Origin of the sequence: Sorangium sp. So ce834, assembly GCF_051521425.1 — a bacterium.
Lineage (GTDB): Bacteria > Myxococcota_A > Polyangia > Polyangiales > Polyangiaceae > Sorangium > Sorangium cellulosum_D.
This window is the reverse complement of record NZ_CP150351.1, coordinates 1,492,151-1,507,610: the sequence shown is the minus strand read 5'-3', so window position 1 is coordinate 1,507,610 and position 15,460 is coordinate 1,492,151. Positions and strand designations below refer to the sequence as shown.

The following is a 15,460-nucleotide window of genomic DNA, read 5'->3' as shown; positions in this document are numbered from 1 at the left end:
GGCAGCCCGGCGCGCACGGCCGGGCCGGCGAGGCTCCACCCCGCTTTGCCGAGATCCAGAGGGGTCCGAGGGGCGATCCGCGGGATCGCCCCTCACCAGGGCGAGGTGATCCGCGCGATCACCCTTCGGTCTCGAGGGGGCGATCCGACGGATCTTTCCCGGGGCTGACCTCAGTCGACGAGCACGCAAAGGCGCTCGAATCCGAGGGCGCGTAGGAGCCAAAGGCTTCTTTCGTCGTACCGTCGAGCGTCAAATACGGAATCGGCTTCGGCCTGCTCCTGGCCCCTGGCGTGAGCGAAGAGGACGATTGCCAGCTGCGGCCGGAGGGATCGAGGCCATCGAAAAGGACGCAGAGAGCTCGTTCGGTGGCAGGCCGTCGAAGCTGCGCACCGGCTGCACGCCCGGCGGATTCCACAAGAGTCAAGATTTTACAAGAGCCCAAAAAAGTCCACTAGTGCGGTGCGCGCAACGTGCGGACACCACGAAATGACACAAAATCGACTTGAGACGATCGGCAAAGTGGGGAATAACCTCAGCGACACTCGCGGGTCGGGCCCTCGTCCGCAATCCCATCGCCCGACCCCAGCGGGATCCTGCTTCACGACCCCCTCAGGAGGAGCGCTCGATATGCGTCTACGCACCGCACGTCCCACGATCTCTTTGGCCTTGTTCGCAGCGCTGCCTTGGGCGCTCGCCGCCTGCGGCTCCGGAGGCGGAGGATCGGATCCCACCGGTTCAGGAGGAAGCTCTGCAGTCGGCACGGGGGGCGGCGGCGGCAGCGGCACCGGAGGGGCGTCGACGGTCACTGGTAGTACGTCCTCTTCGGGCGGTGCCCCGACCGGGACGGGCGGCGGCGTGACGACGGGCGGAGCCAGCAGCAGCGGTGGTGGGGGCCCGGTCGGGACGGGCGGAGCGCCGGGAACCGGTGGTACCGACGGCAGTGGCGGCGGCGGCGACGCCGGAAGCGCCGAGTGGGGCGAGGTGGAAAACCCCGGAGCCGGGTGCGCCGTCGGACCGATGCCGAGCGTCGCCTCGCTCACGGCGAACGCGAAGCTGCCGGACCCCTTCAAGAAGATGGACGGCACCCGCATCGCCGACAGGAGCGAGTGGGCCTGCCGGCGCGAAGAGATCCTCCAGCAAGCGTACAAGTTCATCTACGGCGACAAGCCCGTCCCGGCAGAGGGCGCCGTGTCCGGCACCGTGAGCGACAGCAGGATCACGGTCCAGGTCAACGATGGCGGCGGCAGCGCCTCGTTCAACCTCACCGTGAACATGAACGGGGCGACGGCGCCGGCCCCGGCCATCATCGGCTACGGCGGCCTGAGCGGCATGCCAGTCCCGAGAGGCGTCGCGACGATCACCTTCACCGCGGTCGAGTCGACGGGCGGCAGCGGCGCGAAGAACGGGCCGTTCTACAGCGTGTACGGCTCGGACCATCCCGCGGGTTACCTCACGGCGCAGGCCTGGCAGATCAGTCGCGTCCTCGACGTCTTGGAGCAGAACCCCGGCGTCATCGATCCGCACCGGGTGGGTGTGACGGGTTGCTCACGCTGGGGCAAGGGTGCCTTCGTCGCCGGCGCGCTCGACAACCGCATCGCCTTGACCATCCCGGTGGAGTCGGGTCTCGGGGGCACGGTGGGCCTGCGCCTCGTCGAGGTGCTCGATAGCTACAGCGGCTCCGAATGGCCCTATCACGGCATCAGCTACGTCCGCTGGCTTTCGGAGGTGGCGCTCGGCCAGTTCACCACGGGCAATAACGCTGGGGCCGACAACACGAACAAGCTGCCCGTCGACATGCACGAGATGATGGGCCTCATCGCCCCACGCGGCCTCTACATCGTGGACAACCCGAGCACCATGTACAACGGGCTCGATCGGAACTCGGCGTGGGTCACCGCCAACGTCGGCAAGATGATCTTCGAGGCGCTCGGCGTCGGAGACCACATGGCCTACACGGGCGCAGGTGGGAGCCACTGCAGCTGGCGCTCGCAGTACACTGCATCCCTCAACGCCATGATCGACAAGTTCCTGATGGGCAACGACGCCGCGACGACGGGCACTTTCGCCACGGACCTGCCCAACAAGCCGAACCACCTGGACCACATCGACTGGACACCGCCGACGCTCACCGGCGAGCTTTGATCGAGCGCAGAGGTAACCCATGAATCATAGAGCATTCCACTCTCTCGGGGTCGCCCTGGCCCTGACGCTGGGCGCTTGCGGCCCTGGCGAAGACGGTGACGCCACGGGAGGCACCGGAGGCGGTGGAGCCTCGGGCAGCCAGAGCTCCGCGGGAGGCGCCGGCGGCGCGCCGCAAGAGACCGGCGGCGCCTCATCGGGCGGCACCGGCGGCGGCGCGACGTCGACCGGCGGGGCGGGGCCGAGCGGCGGCACCTCCAGCGGCGGTGGACCCGGCGCGGGCACCGGCGGAGCGACGGGCTCGGGCGGCGCTCCGGGTGGCGACTGCACGCGCGAGCTCTTGGATGGCCTCCTGGACGACTACTTCGCCGCCCTCGCCGCCGGGGATCCTTCCAGCCTACCGCTGGCAGGAGGCGTGAAGTTCACCGAAAACGCCGTGCAGGCCGCGATCGGCACGACGGACTTCTGGAGGAACGCTGGCGAGGTGAAGCATTCGCAGCGTGCCCTGGATACCGAGGCGTGCAGCGCCGCCGCTCAGGCGGTGATCCCGGAAGGCGGGAGGGATCTTCCCGTCGCCCTTCGCATCAAGGTGGAAGGTTCGGAGATGACGGAGATCGAGACGATCGTCGTCCGCCCGGGCGACTACACGGCTTCCTTCGCGGTCGCCTCGGATCCCGCCGCGATCATCGCCATCGCGGACGACATCGGTTGGCACGACGAGGTCCCGGAGGCCGAGCGGGCCACCCGGCAAGAGCTGACGAGCTGGATCGACAAGTACTTCCGCGCGTTCCCCTCCGGCGTCTGCAACGTCACGGGAGCTTGCAAGCGCTTGGAGAACGGGGGCGGCAACTTCTCTTGCCGCGCCGGAGCCTCTTGCAGCGCCGGCGCTCCTGGGTCCGGCGGCACCTTCATCCCGCGCGTCATCCTGGCCGACGAGGTGCGCGGCATCGCCGTCGGTCTCACCATGTTCGACTTCATGACGGACGGGCATCTGGACATGCATATGATCAAGATGTCCGGCGGTGAGGTGCACGCCGTCCACGCCATCCTGCGCGACACGAACGGCGTGTCCGGCTGGGAGTGATGGCGACCTCCCTCGCCGCTCGCGTCGAACCGCCGTCCTATCGGCACGTGACCTCCTCGTCGTAGCCGCCCCCGCGCACGCCCTTCCGGCCGCGGGTGGAGCGCTCCCGCGCCGCCGAGCCCCTTCGATTCCTCCCGGCCTCGCTCCTCCACGGCGTCACGCTCTACGAGATGCTGACCGGCGAGCTGCCCTTCCCGGCGACGGATCCGCTGGAGCTCGTACAGAGCCACGTCGCCAGGCAGCCCACGCCGCCGCACGAGCGGGCCCCCGGCGTGCCCGAGGCGGTCTCGAACATCGTGATGAAGCTCCTGTCCAAGGCGGCGGAGGACAGATACTAGACTAGAGCACCGATCGGCCAGAAACGCCCGAGGATGAAGCGATTGGAACCACAGAGGCCCATGGGCACGGAGTTGCCTTGTCGTTCCTCGGTGTCCTCCGTGCCTCCGCCCGCGACGCGACCGGCGCGTCAGGGCTCGCCGGCGAGCTTCTTCACGGCGGCGAGCAGGAGGTCCGGCTTGAACGGCTTGATGATCCAGCCCTTCGCGCCGGCCTTGCGGGCCTTGTCGATGAGCTCGGGCTGCCCCTCGGTCGTGAGCATGAGGATCGGCACGCCGGTCGCGAGGCCCTTGTCCCGCAGGCTCTCCAGCATCTCGATGCCGTTCATCACGGGCATGTTCACGTCGGCGATGATCATCGCCAGATCGCCCTTGTGGGCGGTGACCGCCGCGACCGCGTCCCGGCCGTTGTCCGCCTCCACGATGCTGTAGCCCGCCCCGGACAGGAGAATGCCGACCTGCTGGCGGACCGTGTTCGAATCCTCGACGAGAAGAATTTTCTTGGCCATCTGTCGTATCTCCTTAGCGCGGCCCGCGGCTCAGAACAGCAGCACTTCGCCCTCGCGCTGCGGATCGGGCATGTCGACCTCCTCGAGCTCCAGCGCCGTGTCGGGGGCCATCGCGTCGAACAGCACGGCGAGCCGGTCGGTCCCCGCGTCGAAGAGGAGCCGCCGGAAGCCCTCGCTCTGCTCCTCCCGGGCGCGCAGGTGCTCGCCGATCGCGGCGCTCGGCGTCGAGAGCACGATGATGAGCCCGAGGTGGCGCAGCCGGTTCTTCACCCGCCCGAGGAGCTGGTTCGCGAGCTCGCTCGCCCAGTCGCACACCATGTCCTCGTCGAGCTGGCGCCGCTCTCGCAGCGGGTGGCAGCGGGTGATGAGCGCCACGGGCGCGACGATCGTCAAGCTCCCGCGGAGGTGATCGCCCGTGAAGCCGATGAACGAGACCACCGCGTTGCCCGGCGTCGCCTCCGAGTCCTGGCGCTCCAGGAGCCGGAGCTCGACGCCGTTGTCGCGAAACAGGTGGACGCACGACGCCGCAAGCTCGTCATAGATGCGGTGCCAGCTCTCCGAGTTCATTGCGCTCTCCTCGATCTGTCGCTGTCCATGGTCGATGCGCTCATCGCGACACCCGATCCGGGTGGCCCGCGCTCGGCGAAGGGCCCGGGCTCGATCCGCGCGAAGGGCCGGCGAGGGGCGCGACGCGCCGGCTCGACGGCGGCAGCGGCGCGCCGGCCGCCTCCCCGAGCTCCCGGGGGAACCGGAAGCGGAACGTCGTCCCCTGGCCGCGCTCCGTCTCGATCTCCACCCGGCCGCCGAGCCGCCGGCACTCGTGGAGCGCGACGCCGAGGCCGACGCCGCGGCCGGAGACGTCCGTGACCTGCTCGGCGGTGGTGAAGCCGGGAGAGAACAGCGCGGCCTCGAGATCCCGCCGCGTGGCGTTCGGCAGCCCGACCGCCCCGGCCTTCTCGCGCACGCGCTCCCAGTCGATGCCGGCGCCGTCGTCGCCCACCTCGATGAGGACCTCGTCCGCCGTCGCGCGCGAGCGGAGCGTGAGCGCGCCGCGCGGCGGCTTGCCGGCCGCCTCGCGCGCCTCCGGCCGCTCGATCCCGTGGTCCATCACGTTGCGCACGACGTGCCCGAGCGCCTGCCACATCGCGGCGAAGCGCGGCGCGGGGAGCCGCACGCCGCCCGCGTCGATGCGCACGTCGGGCCTCGGCTTGCCGAGCTTCCGCGCGAGCGTCTCGGCCTGGTCCTTCATCCGGTTGAACCGCACCTCCGTCCGCTCGTCGCGGAGGGCCGCGATGGCCCGCTCGAGATCGGCGTGGTCGCGGCGCTCCTGCGCCATCGCGAGCAGGGCCTCGATCTCCTCGTCGTCGACGTCGACGCGCGAGGTCTGCGCCGCCCCGGCGAGCAGGCCGCCTACCCGCGCGACGAACGCGGACCACGCGTCCTTCAGCGCGTCGATCTGCTCGTCGGGCGGCAGCGAGCGCTCCTCGACGACGAAGCTCTCGATCTCGTGCGCCACCTTCGCCACGCTCGTCACGTCCCAGAGCCCGGCGTTCCCCTTGATCGTGTGCACGAGGCGCATCACGTGGTCCACCTCGGCGATGCTCCGCGAGCTCACCGCGTCCACGAGCTTGGTCGTGTCGCTCACGAACCCGAGGAGCCCGAGCCGGTCCTTCACGGCGCGCTCGAACACCTGGATGTACTCGCGCTGCCGCTCGGACTCCCGCAGGGAGTCCATCGTGGCCGTGACGTCCGTGATCACCATCAGCGCGCCGCTGAACTGGCCCTCATGGGACAGGATCGGCTTGAAGCCGAGCGTGAGGTGGCGCCCCTCGCGGTGCAGGACCTTCGGCAGCTGATCGAGGACCACCTCGAGCGGGAGGAAGTCGTCGCGCGCGGCCTCCCACCCCATCGTGAGCAGCGCGCGGGCCCGGGGGTCGTGGCCGGCGACGCGATCGGCGAAGTGCTCGTCGTGCGCCGGCACGCCGAAGAGGCGCTCGAAGGCGGCGGAGCGCGCGGGCTCCATCGTGCCGTCGCGGTGGATCGTCACGAGGGCCTGATCGACGTTGTCGAGCACGAGGCGCATCTCCCGGTTGCGCTCCTCGAGCTCGCAGGTCCGCTGGGCGACGGTGGCCTCGAGGTTCTGCCGGTGGCTCTCCAGGGCCTCGTCGCGCGCCTGGATGCCCGCCAGCATCTCGTTGAAGGCGTCGGTGAGCGCCCCGAACTCGTCGTCGGCGGTCTTGCTGGCGCGCGTCGTGTAGTCGCGCGTCCGCCGGACGTGGGCCGCGGCCTCGCCGAGGACCTCGAGCGAGCGGGACAGCCCCCGCACGAGCACGAGCGCGAGCGCGCCCGACACGAGCAGCACGACCCCGGAGACCGCGATGCCGTTGAGCACCGTCCTCCGCGTGTCCGCGACCTTGGCCGAGGCGGCGTTCCGCATGCCGGCGATCGCCTCGTGCTCGATCGCGGCGAGCCGGTCGAGGCGCCCTTGCTGCGCGTCGAACCACGCGTCGTGGTCGACGGCCAGGTCCTCGTCCGTCGACGCGATCGCCGCGGCGCGCAGCTCGTCGGCGCGCCGCACGCGCGGATCGCCGCGGGCGGCGTCGTAGAGCGCCCGCGCCGGCTCCGACGCGTTGGCCAGGAACACCTCGCGATAGAGCTGCTCCTCCGTCATCAGCGTCACGAGCGTCTTGAAGGCGCCCGGCTCGAACTGCGTCGACGCGAAGGCGTGGGCGAGCAGCGCGTGCTGGCGGCTGGCGCGCTCGGCGAGCTCGTGCACGGCGACGATCGACTGGATCCTCCGCAGGAGCTCGCCCTCGTCGCTCAGCTCGGAGAGCCCGGCGTTGGCCCGGATCAGGCTCGCGTTGATGCCGCCGAAGAGCTTCAGCGCGCTGTCGAGCGGCACCGGCTTCGCGTCGGCCTGGCGCCGGAACGCGCCGAGCTCGCCGACGTGGGCGCGCGCGTCGGCGAGGTCGCGCGCGAGCCGGGACGGCAGCCGGGAGAGATCGCGCTCGGCCAGGAACGCGTCGAGGTGGGCGAGGCTCTCGTCGGTCGCCGCCCGCGCGGTCTCGAGCTGGGCGCTCGCGCGGGCGAGCGCCACGGCGCGCTGGAACGGCCGCGCGGCGCCCCGCGCGGCCTCGGCGTCGCGCGCGTCCAGAGGCCGGATCTCCAGCCCCTCGACCAGCGCGGTCCACGCCCGCTCCCTCTGGAGCGCGTGCAGCGGCTGCGCCATGATCGACGAGAGCTGCGCGAGGTCCTCGATCGAGCCGATCGCCGCCGCCCTCGCGGCCTGCTGCCGCGCGTCCCACACGATCATCGCCGCGAGCAGCAGGGCGCCGACGACGGGCACGCCGGCGAGCGACCACAGCTTCAGACGAATCGACGCCTTACGCAAGGTAGGCATGCCCCCGCTCCCCCGGCGCGGCCTCTCGGGCGCGACGACGGCTCTCCCTCTCTACAGCGAGACGCCCCGCGAGGACGCATGAAATCGCGCGCCGTGTCCTCACCCTTGGCCCCGAACGATTGAAGCTGACAGGCGACGGGAGAAGCGCGCGGACGCGGCCGTCATCGGCGCGCCTTCGCGCACCATGTGCGTCTTCCTGATTCAGGCTCTTTCTTGTTGCGACGTTTCACTGGCCGTGGTCCGCAGGCCCGGGCGGATCGCGTTGTTTCCCCGCCCGGCATCGACGCTGTGTATGCTACGCGCGAAGGTCGCGAGTCCGCAAGAGCGCGCACGGCGCCGCGCCTGTACCGCAATGGAAGCTCTTCGAACAGGGAGAGAGCAATGATCATGGGTCGGAGTTCACCGCGGCGAGCGCGAGCAGAGCGCCTCGCGCGCGCTTCGAGCGCTGCGATCGCAGGAGTGCTTATCACGGCATCTCTCGCGCACGCGCAGAGCCCTGCCGCCGGCGTCGTCCCGCAGCCCGCTGCGCCTGCGCCGTCTGCGGCCGCCGCTCCGCCTGCGGCCGCCGCTCCGCCTGCGCCCGCCGCCGCGCCTGCGCCCGCCGCCGCGCCTGCGCCTGCGCCTGCCGCCGCGCCTGCGCCCGCCGATGCGCCTGCGCCCGCCGATGCGCCCGCCGCGGCCGGAGAGGCTTCCATCCTCGCGCGGCTCGAGGCGGCGGAGAAGCGCTCGGCGGACCTCGAGAAGCGCCTCGCGGCGATCGAGGACGCGCAGGTCGCGCCGGCGCAGGACGAGGGCAGAGAGCTACTCCAGCTCTACGGGTTCATCGACGTCGGCGTCCAGCGCACGTGGGCTCCGAAGAACTCGGGCCTCGCGGCCGCCCTCCCGCAGGCCAACGCCCTGAACTTCGTCGTTGGGAATTTGAACCTCTACCTCGACGCGCAGCCGAGCGATCACTTTCGCTTTCTCGGGGAGCTGCGGTTCACGACCGCGCCCGGCGGCGCCCCGGTCCCGGTGACGACGCCGCTGCCGCCCGACGTTGCGTACCGGATGACCACGCAGGAGTACGGGACCTTCGACTCGACGTCGATCGCGCTCGGCTCGCCGACCTTGTATGGCGGGCTGGTGTCGATCGAGCGCGCCCACATCGACTGGACGCGCTTCAACCTCTTCAAGGTGCGCGTCGGGCAGTTCTTCACCCCGATCGGCATCTACAACGTCGACCATGGGAGCCCGGTGCTCATCACCGCCGCCATCCCGTATTTCATCACCTCGCGCCTGTTTCCCACGCGGCAGACCGGGTTGATGATCTACGGTAGCGCGTTCGCGGGCCCGTGGGAGCTCGGGTACAACGCGTACGTGAGCAACGGGCGCAACGAGAACGCGCCGTTCGCCTTCGACGACAACCGCGGGTTCGGCGGCCGCCTGCACGCCAGCTTCGAGGACCCCGGCAAGCTGACGTTGAAGCTCGGGGCGTCGTTCATCGCGAGCCACGCCCGCGACTGGGTCGTCGATTACAAGATCACCGACCCCAATCCGGACATCCATTCGACGTGGTCGTTCCAGGAGTACACCGGTGCCGGAGACGTCTCGCTCGACATCGGGAAGACGCGCGTGCGCGCGGAGGCGGCGGTCGTCCGCGTGGTCTACGACGAAGGGAAGCGCCAGGGGGGGTTCGGGTCCTACGCGCCGGACGCCTGGAAGACCTCCACGTACGCCGTGGCGGCGCACCGGCTGGATTTCCTGAACATGGAGCCGTTCGTCATCGGCGCCATGCTGCACGCGCCGTTCCTGGGGCACGACACCATGTTCCAGGTCGGCGGCGGTCTGAACTTCTACATCACCCCGGACGTCACGCTTCGGACCCAGGTGCTGCGCACGACCATGACCGTCCTGCGCGAGCAGGAGAGCTCGGCGCCGGCGATCCCGGCGCCGGAGGACTTCCACACCACGGCCGCGCTCGCTCGTCTGATTCTGGCCTTCTGAGAGAGGTTCAACGCAATCATGAAGCGTTTATCCCTTCTGCTCCTCCTGGCCCTGCTCGGCATGACCCCGTCGGCCTCGTCCTTCGCCGACGCGGATGAGATCGTCGTCGTCGTCAACCAGGCCAACCCCGTGCGGGCGGCGGGACGCGACACGCTCCGCCCGATCTTTCAGACGACGCGCACGGAGTGGTACGGCAAGTCGGCGGTGCCCGTGAACCTCCCCGAGGACTCTCCGCAGCGGCAGCGCTTCGACATGGCGGTGCTGGGGCTCGATCCCGAGGGTGTCGCCCGCTACTGGATCGATCGGAAGATCCGCGGCGGCGAGCGGCCGCCGCGCAAGGTGCCGACGGCGAGCGCCGTCCTCCGCGCGGTGGGCGAGGAGGCGGGCGGCATCGGGTACGTCGCCGCCAGCGATCTCAACCCCACCGTCAAGGTGATCGCGCGCATTCGCGACGGACAGGTGGTGCCGCCGTGAGCCGGTCGAGAGAGGAACGAACGATGGACATCCAGCCGTCTTGTCTGTTGCTGCCCAGCCGCCGCGGGGCATTGGCCCATGCGCTCGTCGTCGCGTGCGCGGCGCTGCTGGCGGGGTGCTGGGATTCCAACCCCTGCGATCCGGGCCAGCTCGTCGTGTGGAACGTCTGCTATGACCCTCTCCCGCCCTTCCCTCCCACCACGGCCAGCGGCAGCACCACCGGCACGGGGAGCGGCGGCGGCGGCGCGACGGGCTCCGGTGGCAGCGGCGGTGACGGCGGCGCGACGGGTATCGGCGGCAGCGGCGGTGACGGCGGCGCCACGGGTGGCGGCGGCGGCGCCGCGGGCACCGGCGGCAGCGGCGGTGAGGGCGGCGCGATGGGCACCGCCGGCGGAGGTGGCGGCGGCGGAGGTCCCTAGGGTAGAGCGGTTTTCGACTGGGCCTGGCACACCGTCTCTCGTCTCCGTCATCCACCCTCCCTCTTCCCTCTTCCCTCTTCCCTCTTCCGTGCGCGTGCGCGATTCCCCCCGAGTCAGCGCGCACGCGCACGCGCACGCAGAAGCGCACGGAGACGAGAGACGAGAGACGAGAGACGAGAGACGAGAGACGAGAGACGAGAGACGAGAGACGAGAGACGAGAGACGAGAGACGAGAGACGAGAGACGAGAGACGAGAGACGAGAGACGAGAGACGAGAGACGAGAGACGAGAGACGAGAGACGAGAGACGAGAGACGAGAGACGAGAGACGAGAGACGAGAGACGGAGCACGGAGGCCGTCTGCATTGAACCCCGGCGCCCGGGCGGACGTCGATGCTCGTCTCCGGCCCACGCGCCGCCGAGCGGCGGTCGCCCGCACAGGAGACGGGCCCAGATCGGCGTTTTCGGCGCGCAAGCGTGCTCCAGCACGCTGAGCACCGAAAACGCCGAGGTGGGCCCGTATCCGAAGCGGGCGCCCGCCGCTCAGAAGAGGATGACTTTGCCGTCGAGGGGGAGCGGGGACGCGTTCGAGAACACCAGGGAGCTCTCGTCGAAATCGCCGCTCAACGTGACGAGCACCTCGCCCTTCAAGGTCCTGAAGGAATAACAGTACTGCTGCTTGCAGCTCCGGCCCCGGCGCTCCACGTCGCTCGGGTGGCGCAGCTGCGGCAGCTCGGCTTGAAGCGCGATCTGGAACCGGGCGAGGCGGCTCTTCACCTTCCCCATGAGCTGATTGGCCACCTCCCGCATCCAGTCGCCGACGCCATCGACCATCGGCGGCACCCCCGTCATGGCGCGAAACACACCCTGGTTCGCGGACAGAGCCAGAAAACCGGAGAAGCCGCGCGCCGAGAACTCGACCGTGCTCGCGGGATCGGTGTGAAGGCGCACCTCCTCGCGGCTATCCCCCGTATCCGCCGGCGCGATGGCGACGCCGTAAAAGTGAAAGAGCTCCACGGTCGCGCCCTGAACGAGGACGTCGATCGTCCGCACCTTGCGCGACGCAGGCGGCCGGGACGACGGCGAAGGCGACGGCTCGCTGGGCGGGCCGGGACGCCCCGACGAGGACGGCGGAGGCCGCTGCGAGGAGCTCGGGGCGCGGCGATCGGTGCTCGGGCGTTCATGGATGCTAGGCCCAGGCCACGCCTCGGTCTGCCCATCGCTCGGGATGCCGCGCCGATGCCCCATGATAAACGCACAGCGTAGCTCATCTATCCCATATGGAGCAATGATGTTCTCAAACGAGATGCGCGAGCACGCCGCGACACGTGCACCCACGTCGATCGACATCGACGCCTGTTGTGGGCATGCGCATGCGCATGCCCATGCCAGATTACGCGGAAATTTCACGCGCGGCCGCCGAGACGCAGCGCGCCAACACTGGGCCTGAGGCGCGGCGCCCCCCGCGGCGACGCGCTCCTGCGCGCCCCTTCCCAGTGGAGTGGAGCGCACAGTAACGTCGTCGCTCATGGGTGGCGTGGATCGGGACCCCGCCGGGCTCCTCGAGCGGGTGCCAGAGCTCGCGGATCTGGCGAAGATGAACCCCGGCGTGCGCCGGGCGATCGAGCAGGGTCGCCCGCACGCCGTCTACCGGCGGCTCTTCTGGATGCGGTGGCGCGAGCGCCTCCTGCCGCGGCCCGGCGCCGCGGGCGCCCAGCTGCGCGCGCTGCTCGACGCCCTCCTCGCGCGCCGGCGGCTGTTCCTCGAGCCCATGCGGAGGAGCCCCTGGCTCATGACGATGAACGGCGTCGGTGCCACGGTCTACGGCGAGTCCGACCGCGACCCGGAGGACGGCACGTACATCAAGACGCTGTTCTTCGTCTTCCTCTTCGTCCCGCTCTATCCGCTCGGGAGCTACCTGGTCGCGAACGGCGCAGAGGCGCGCTCGTGGCGGTTCATCGGGCGCGCGCCGCTCGGCCCGGCGCTCTACCTCTGGCAGCGGGCGGTTGCGCTCGGGATCACCACGGTCGTCGCGCTCGGCGCCTGGAACGCCCTCGCCGCCGCCCGCTATACCACCGTCCGGGTCGCGAACGCGCTCCCCTACCCCGTCGAGGTGAGCGTCGGCGACGCCTCCATCCAGGTGCCGGCGCGAGGCCTGGAGCGGCTCGAGGGCCGCGTCGGGCGGCGGCCCGTCAAGGTCACCGCCCAGGGCCGGACGATCGAGGAGGGCGAGCTCGACGTCCCGCGCGGCACCGACGTCGTCGCGTGGAACGTGCTCGGGCTCGCGCCCATCTACCAGCTGGAGGTGCGGTACACGGCCGATCGCAACGCGAGCTCGAGCGACGACGCGGCCCCTACCCTCTTCTGCGGGCAATCGGCCGTGATCGTGGACGACGTCGACTTCGTCTTCGAGACGCCGCCCGAGCAGCTCAGCATGCCCAAGGGGCAGCCGTTCGTCTCGCGCACGCTCGTGACCCTGGCGCCCGTGGAGCCGGGCGGCTGCGCCTTCGCGCTCGTCGGCGCGGGGAAAGCGGCGCTCGGCGCCGAGCTCGCGGCGCGCTACGCGGAGCACACCGGCTACGACGTCCCGGCCTCGGAGCGGGCGGTCGGGCTCCTGATGAACGCCGAGGACGAGCAGGGCGCCGCCGCCTTCGCGGACCGGGCGCGGCGCGCCCATCCGGAGTCCATCGAGCATCACCGCCAGTACCAGAAGGTGATGACCATGGTCGGGCGCCGCCAGGAGCTCATCGACGAGTACAAGGGCCGCCACGAGGGCGACCCGGGCTCGGCGGACGCCGCGTACCTCTACGTGCGGCTGCTCTCCGGGCCGGCCGCGGACGAGGTCCTCGCCGGCATGCTGGAGCGCTTCCCGGACCACCCCTACCTGCTGCGCACGCTGGCGTACCAGGCGGGGCACGACGGGAAACATCAGCTCGCCCTCGACACCCTGGAGAAGCTGCGCGGCGTCGATCGCGCCCTCGCCGACGACAGCGTCGCGCTCGAGGTGACCGCCGCCGTCGGGCTCGGGCAGGTCGAGCGGGCGCGGAGCGTCGTCGCCGCGGCCCTCGCCGCCAGCCAGGAGAGCCCGCTCGAGCGCCGCGAGCTCGCCGAGCAGGCCCTGCTCCTCGCCCAGCTCGATCCGAAGACCTCGGTCGAGCGCGCGCTCGATCCGCTCCGCGGGAAGGGTGACGAGGAGACGGCGCTGCTGCGCCTCCGGGCGCGCGTCGACGCGGGGCTCGAGGTGAGCGCGCCCGAGCTCGCCCGGGTGAGCGACCCGGCCCTGCGCGACGCCCTCGAGCTCACGGTGCTGTCGCGCTCCGACCCGCGCGCGGCCGTCGCGCGCCTGACCGGCGCCGAGGCGGCCGTCTTCCACCACCTGTCCCTGCCCGTCTGGGCGCTGCTCATGGCCGAGGCCGTCCACGCGGAGGGCGCGGGGGCCGCGCTCGCGAAGCTGGAGCAGCGCTCGCCGCTCGGGCGCGTGCTCACGCGCGGGCTCGTCGAGTACGTGCGCGACGGGACCCGCTTCTCCGAGATCGACGATCTGCCGGACGCGGTGCGCGCCGCCCTCCACTTCGGCCGGGCCCGGCACCGCGCCCTCGCCGCCGAGGAGCGGCAGTCGCTCCTCGCGCTGGCGCGGCGCGAGGACGCCCTGCACGGCGCCGTCAGCGTCGCGATGGAGTCGTGGCCGCGGTGAGGCCGCGCGGCCTGGCGCACCGCGCCGCGTGGCTGCTCGGCATGGCGGTGGGCTTCTACCTGCTCGCCGCCGGGATCGCGCTCGGGCTCTTGTGGGTGCCGTACGCGCAATCCGAGTACGGCGACGGCATCGAGCCGTCCGGCTTCCTCTGCGGCGCCGGCGCGCTCTGGGTCGCCTGGGGCCTGGTCCCGCGGAGGCCGCGCGCCCACGATCCGGGCGTCCCGCTCGGCGAGGGCCGGCACCCGCGCCTCCAGTCGCTGATCCGCGACGTCGCCGCGCGCGCCGGCCACGCCACCCCGGCCGACATCCACCTCTTTCACGACGCCAACGCCTTCACCGCGGTGCGGCGCGAGGCGTGGCTCCGGAGCCGCACGGTGGTGGGCGCCGGGCTCCCGCTGCTCGCCTGGCTGAGCCGGAGCGAGCTCGAGTCGGTGATCGCGCACGAGTTCGGGCACCACGTCTCGGGCGACCTCGCGCTCGGCCCCTGGGTGCACAGGACGCGGCGCACCATCGGCGGCGCCCTCGACCACCTCGACGGCTCGAGCTTCTGGCTGCACCTGCCGTTCGTCGCGTACGCCGAGCTGTTCGTCCGCTCGAGCTCGGGGATCTCGCGCGCGCAGGAGCTCGAGGCCGACGCGGTGGCCGCGCGGATCGCCGGGCGCGGGCCCACCGCGCGCGCGCTCCGGATCACGCACGAGAAGGGGCCGCTCTGGAGCGCCTACCTCGAGATGGAGGTGCTGCCCGTGGTCTCCGCCGGGCGCTCCCCTCCGCTGCTCGAGGGCTTCCGGTGGTTCGAGGGCGCCGTGACCGCGGAGCAGGGCGCCCTGGCCGAGCGGCGGGCCGAGCGGGCGGGCGAGACGTCGTCGGTCTACGACACGCACCCATCGCTGTCGGAGCGGCTCGCCGCGCTCGGCGCCGAGGCCGGCGGGCCGGAGCCGGGCGCGCACTGCCTCGACCTCCTGGACGACGTCGTCGCGGCCGAGGAGGCCGTCCTGCGGTCGCTGCTCGTCGACCCGTCGCGGCCGCTGCCGCGCATCACGTGGGCGGACGTCACGCGCGAGGTGTGGCTGCCGCGCTGGCGCCAGCAGCTCGAGGCGCACCGCGAGCATTTCCGCGAGCTTCGCCCGAGCCAGCTGCCCGAGGCGCTGGCGCAGATCGACGCCTGGGCGGAGCGGACGCGGGTGGGCCTGGCGCTGCTCTCGCCCGCGGCCGAGCGCCGCCGGGTGACGGGCCTGTTCAGCGTCTGGCTCGCCGTCGCGCTGGCGGAGCTCGGCTTCGAGCTCGACGGCCTGCCCGGCGCGCCCGTCCGCGCGCGCCGCGGCGAGCAGGCGCTGGAGCCGTTCCTCGTGGTGCGGCGCCTGCTCGACGGCAAGATCGACGCCGGCGCGTGGCGCGCGCGCTGCGCCGAGGCGGGGGTGCCGTAG

At 71.6% G+C, this 15,460-nt stretch carries 11 protein-coding genes and 1 pseudogene; 8 read left to right on the top strand and 4 right to left on the bottom strand.

Annotated features, from left to right (window positions below):
* The first annotated feature begins 1,017 nt into the window (after nt 1–1,017).
* From WMF20_RS05550 to WMF20_RS05540, 3 genes and pseudogenes are all read left to right on the top strand, one after another.
* Nucleotides 1,018–2,142, top strand: a complete 1,125-nt coding sequence (locus tag WMF20_RS05550) for a glucuronyl esterase domain-containing protein (RefSeq protein ID WP_437611296.1) — start codon at nt 1,018–1,020, stop codon at nt 2,140–2,142.
* A 19-nt stretch (nt 2,143–2,161) separates the two neighbouring features.
* Nucleotides 2,162–3,223, top strand: coding sequence for a hypothetical protein (locus WMF20_RS05545; protein ID WP_437611293.1), 1,062 nt, complete (start codon nt 2,162–2,164; stop codon nt 3,221–3,223).
* 152 nt (nt 3,224–3,375) lie between these two features.
* Nucleotides 3,376–3,558: pseudogene (locus WMF20_RS05540) on the top strand (hypothetical protein); the annotation flags it as partial.
* A 131-nt stretch (nt 3,559–3,689) separates the two neighbouring features.
* Here WMF20_RS05540 and WMF20_RS05535 read toward each other — a convergent pair.
* From WMF20_RS05535 to WMF20_RS05525, 3 genes are read right to left on the bottom strand one after another with little or no spacing between them, the layout of a single operon-like run.
* Complete coding sequence (locus tag WMF20_RS05535; protein WP_129573336.1) at nt 3,690–4,067, bottom strand: response regulator; 378 nt, start codon at nt 4,065–4,067, stop codon at nt 3,690–3,692.
* 30 nt (nt 4,068–4,097) lie between these two features.
* Entirely contained in the window at nt 4,098–4,634 is a 537-nt protein-coding gene (locus WMF20_RS05530) for a chemotaxis protein CheX (RefSeq protein ID WP_437611291.1), read from the bottom strand.
* 40 nt (nt 4,635–4,674) lie between these two features.
* A complete protein-coding gene (locus WMF20_RS05525) occupies nt 4,675–7,467 on the bottom strand; it encodes a nitrate- and nitrite sensing domain-containing protein (RefSeq protein WP_437611289.1) in 2,793 nt (930 codons plus the stop codon).
* A gap of 459 nt (nt 7,468–7,926) precedes the next feature.
* Here WMF20_RS05525 and WMF20_RS05520 point away from each other — a divergent pair, with 459 nt between their 5' ends.
* Genes WMF20_RS05520 through WMF20_RS05510 form a run of 3 tightly spaced genes read left to right on the top strand, consistent with a single transcriptional unit; the run spans nt 7,927 to nt 10,343 of the window.
* Nucleotides 7,927–9,450 carry a hypothetical protein gene (locus tag WMF20_RS05520; protein WP_437611287.1) on the top strand — a complete coding sequence of 508 codons (1,524 nt, stop codon included), beginning with the start codon at nt 7,927–7,929 and terminating at the stop codon, nt 9,448–9,450.
* An 18-nt stretch (nt 9,451–9,468) separates the two neighbouring features.
* Nucleotides 9,469–9,924: a hypothetical protein gene (locus tag WMF20_RS05515; protein WP_437611285.1), complete on the top strand. Its 456-nt coding sequence runs from the start codon at nt 9,469–9,471 to the stop codon at nt 9,922–9,924.
* A gap of 23 nt (nt 9,925–9,947) precedes the next feature.
* Nucleotides 9,948–10,343: a hypothetical protein gene (locus tag WMF20_RS05510; protein WP_437611283.1), complete on the top strand. Its 396-nt coding sequence runs from the start codon at nt 9,948–9,950 to the stop codon at nt 10,341–10,343.
* A 542-nt stretch (nt 10,344–10,885) separates the two neighbouring features.
* Here WMF20_RS05510 and WMF20_RS05505 read toward each other — a convergent pair.
* Nucleotides 10,886–11,395: a chemotaxis protein CheX gene (locus WMF20_RS05505; RefSeq protein ID WP_437611281.1), complete on the bottom strand. Its 510-nt coding sequence runs from the start codon at nt 11,393–11,395 to the stop codon at nt 10,886–10,888.
* A 475-nt stretch (nt 11,396–11,870) separates the two neighbouring features.
* Here WMF20_RS05505 and WMF20_RS05500 point away from each other — a divergent pair, with 475 nt between their 5' ends.
* Together WMF20_RS05500 and WMF20_RS05495 are read left to right on the top strand one after the other, a co-directional pair.
* A complete protein-coding gene (locus WMF20_RS05500) occupies nt 11,871–14,036 on the top strand; it encodes a hypothetical protein (RefSeq protein ID WP_437611279.1) in 2,166 nt (721 codons plus the stop codon).
* Nucleotides 14,024–15,460: a M48 family metalloprotease gene (locus tag WMF20_RS05495; protein ID WP_437611278.1), complete on the top strand. Its 1,437-nt coding sequence runs from the start codon at nt 14,024–14,026 to the stop codon at nt 15,458–15,460. Before WMF20_RS05500 ends, WMF20_RS05495 begins: the two co-directional genes overlap by 13 nt.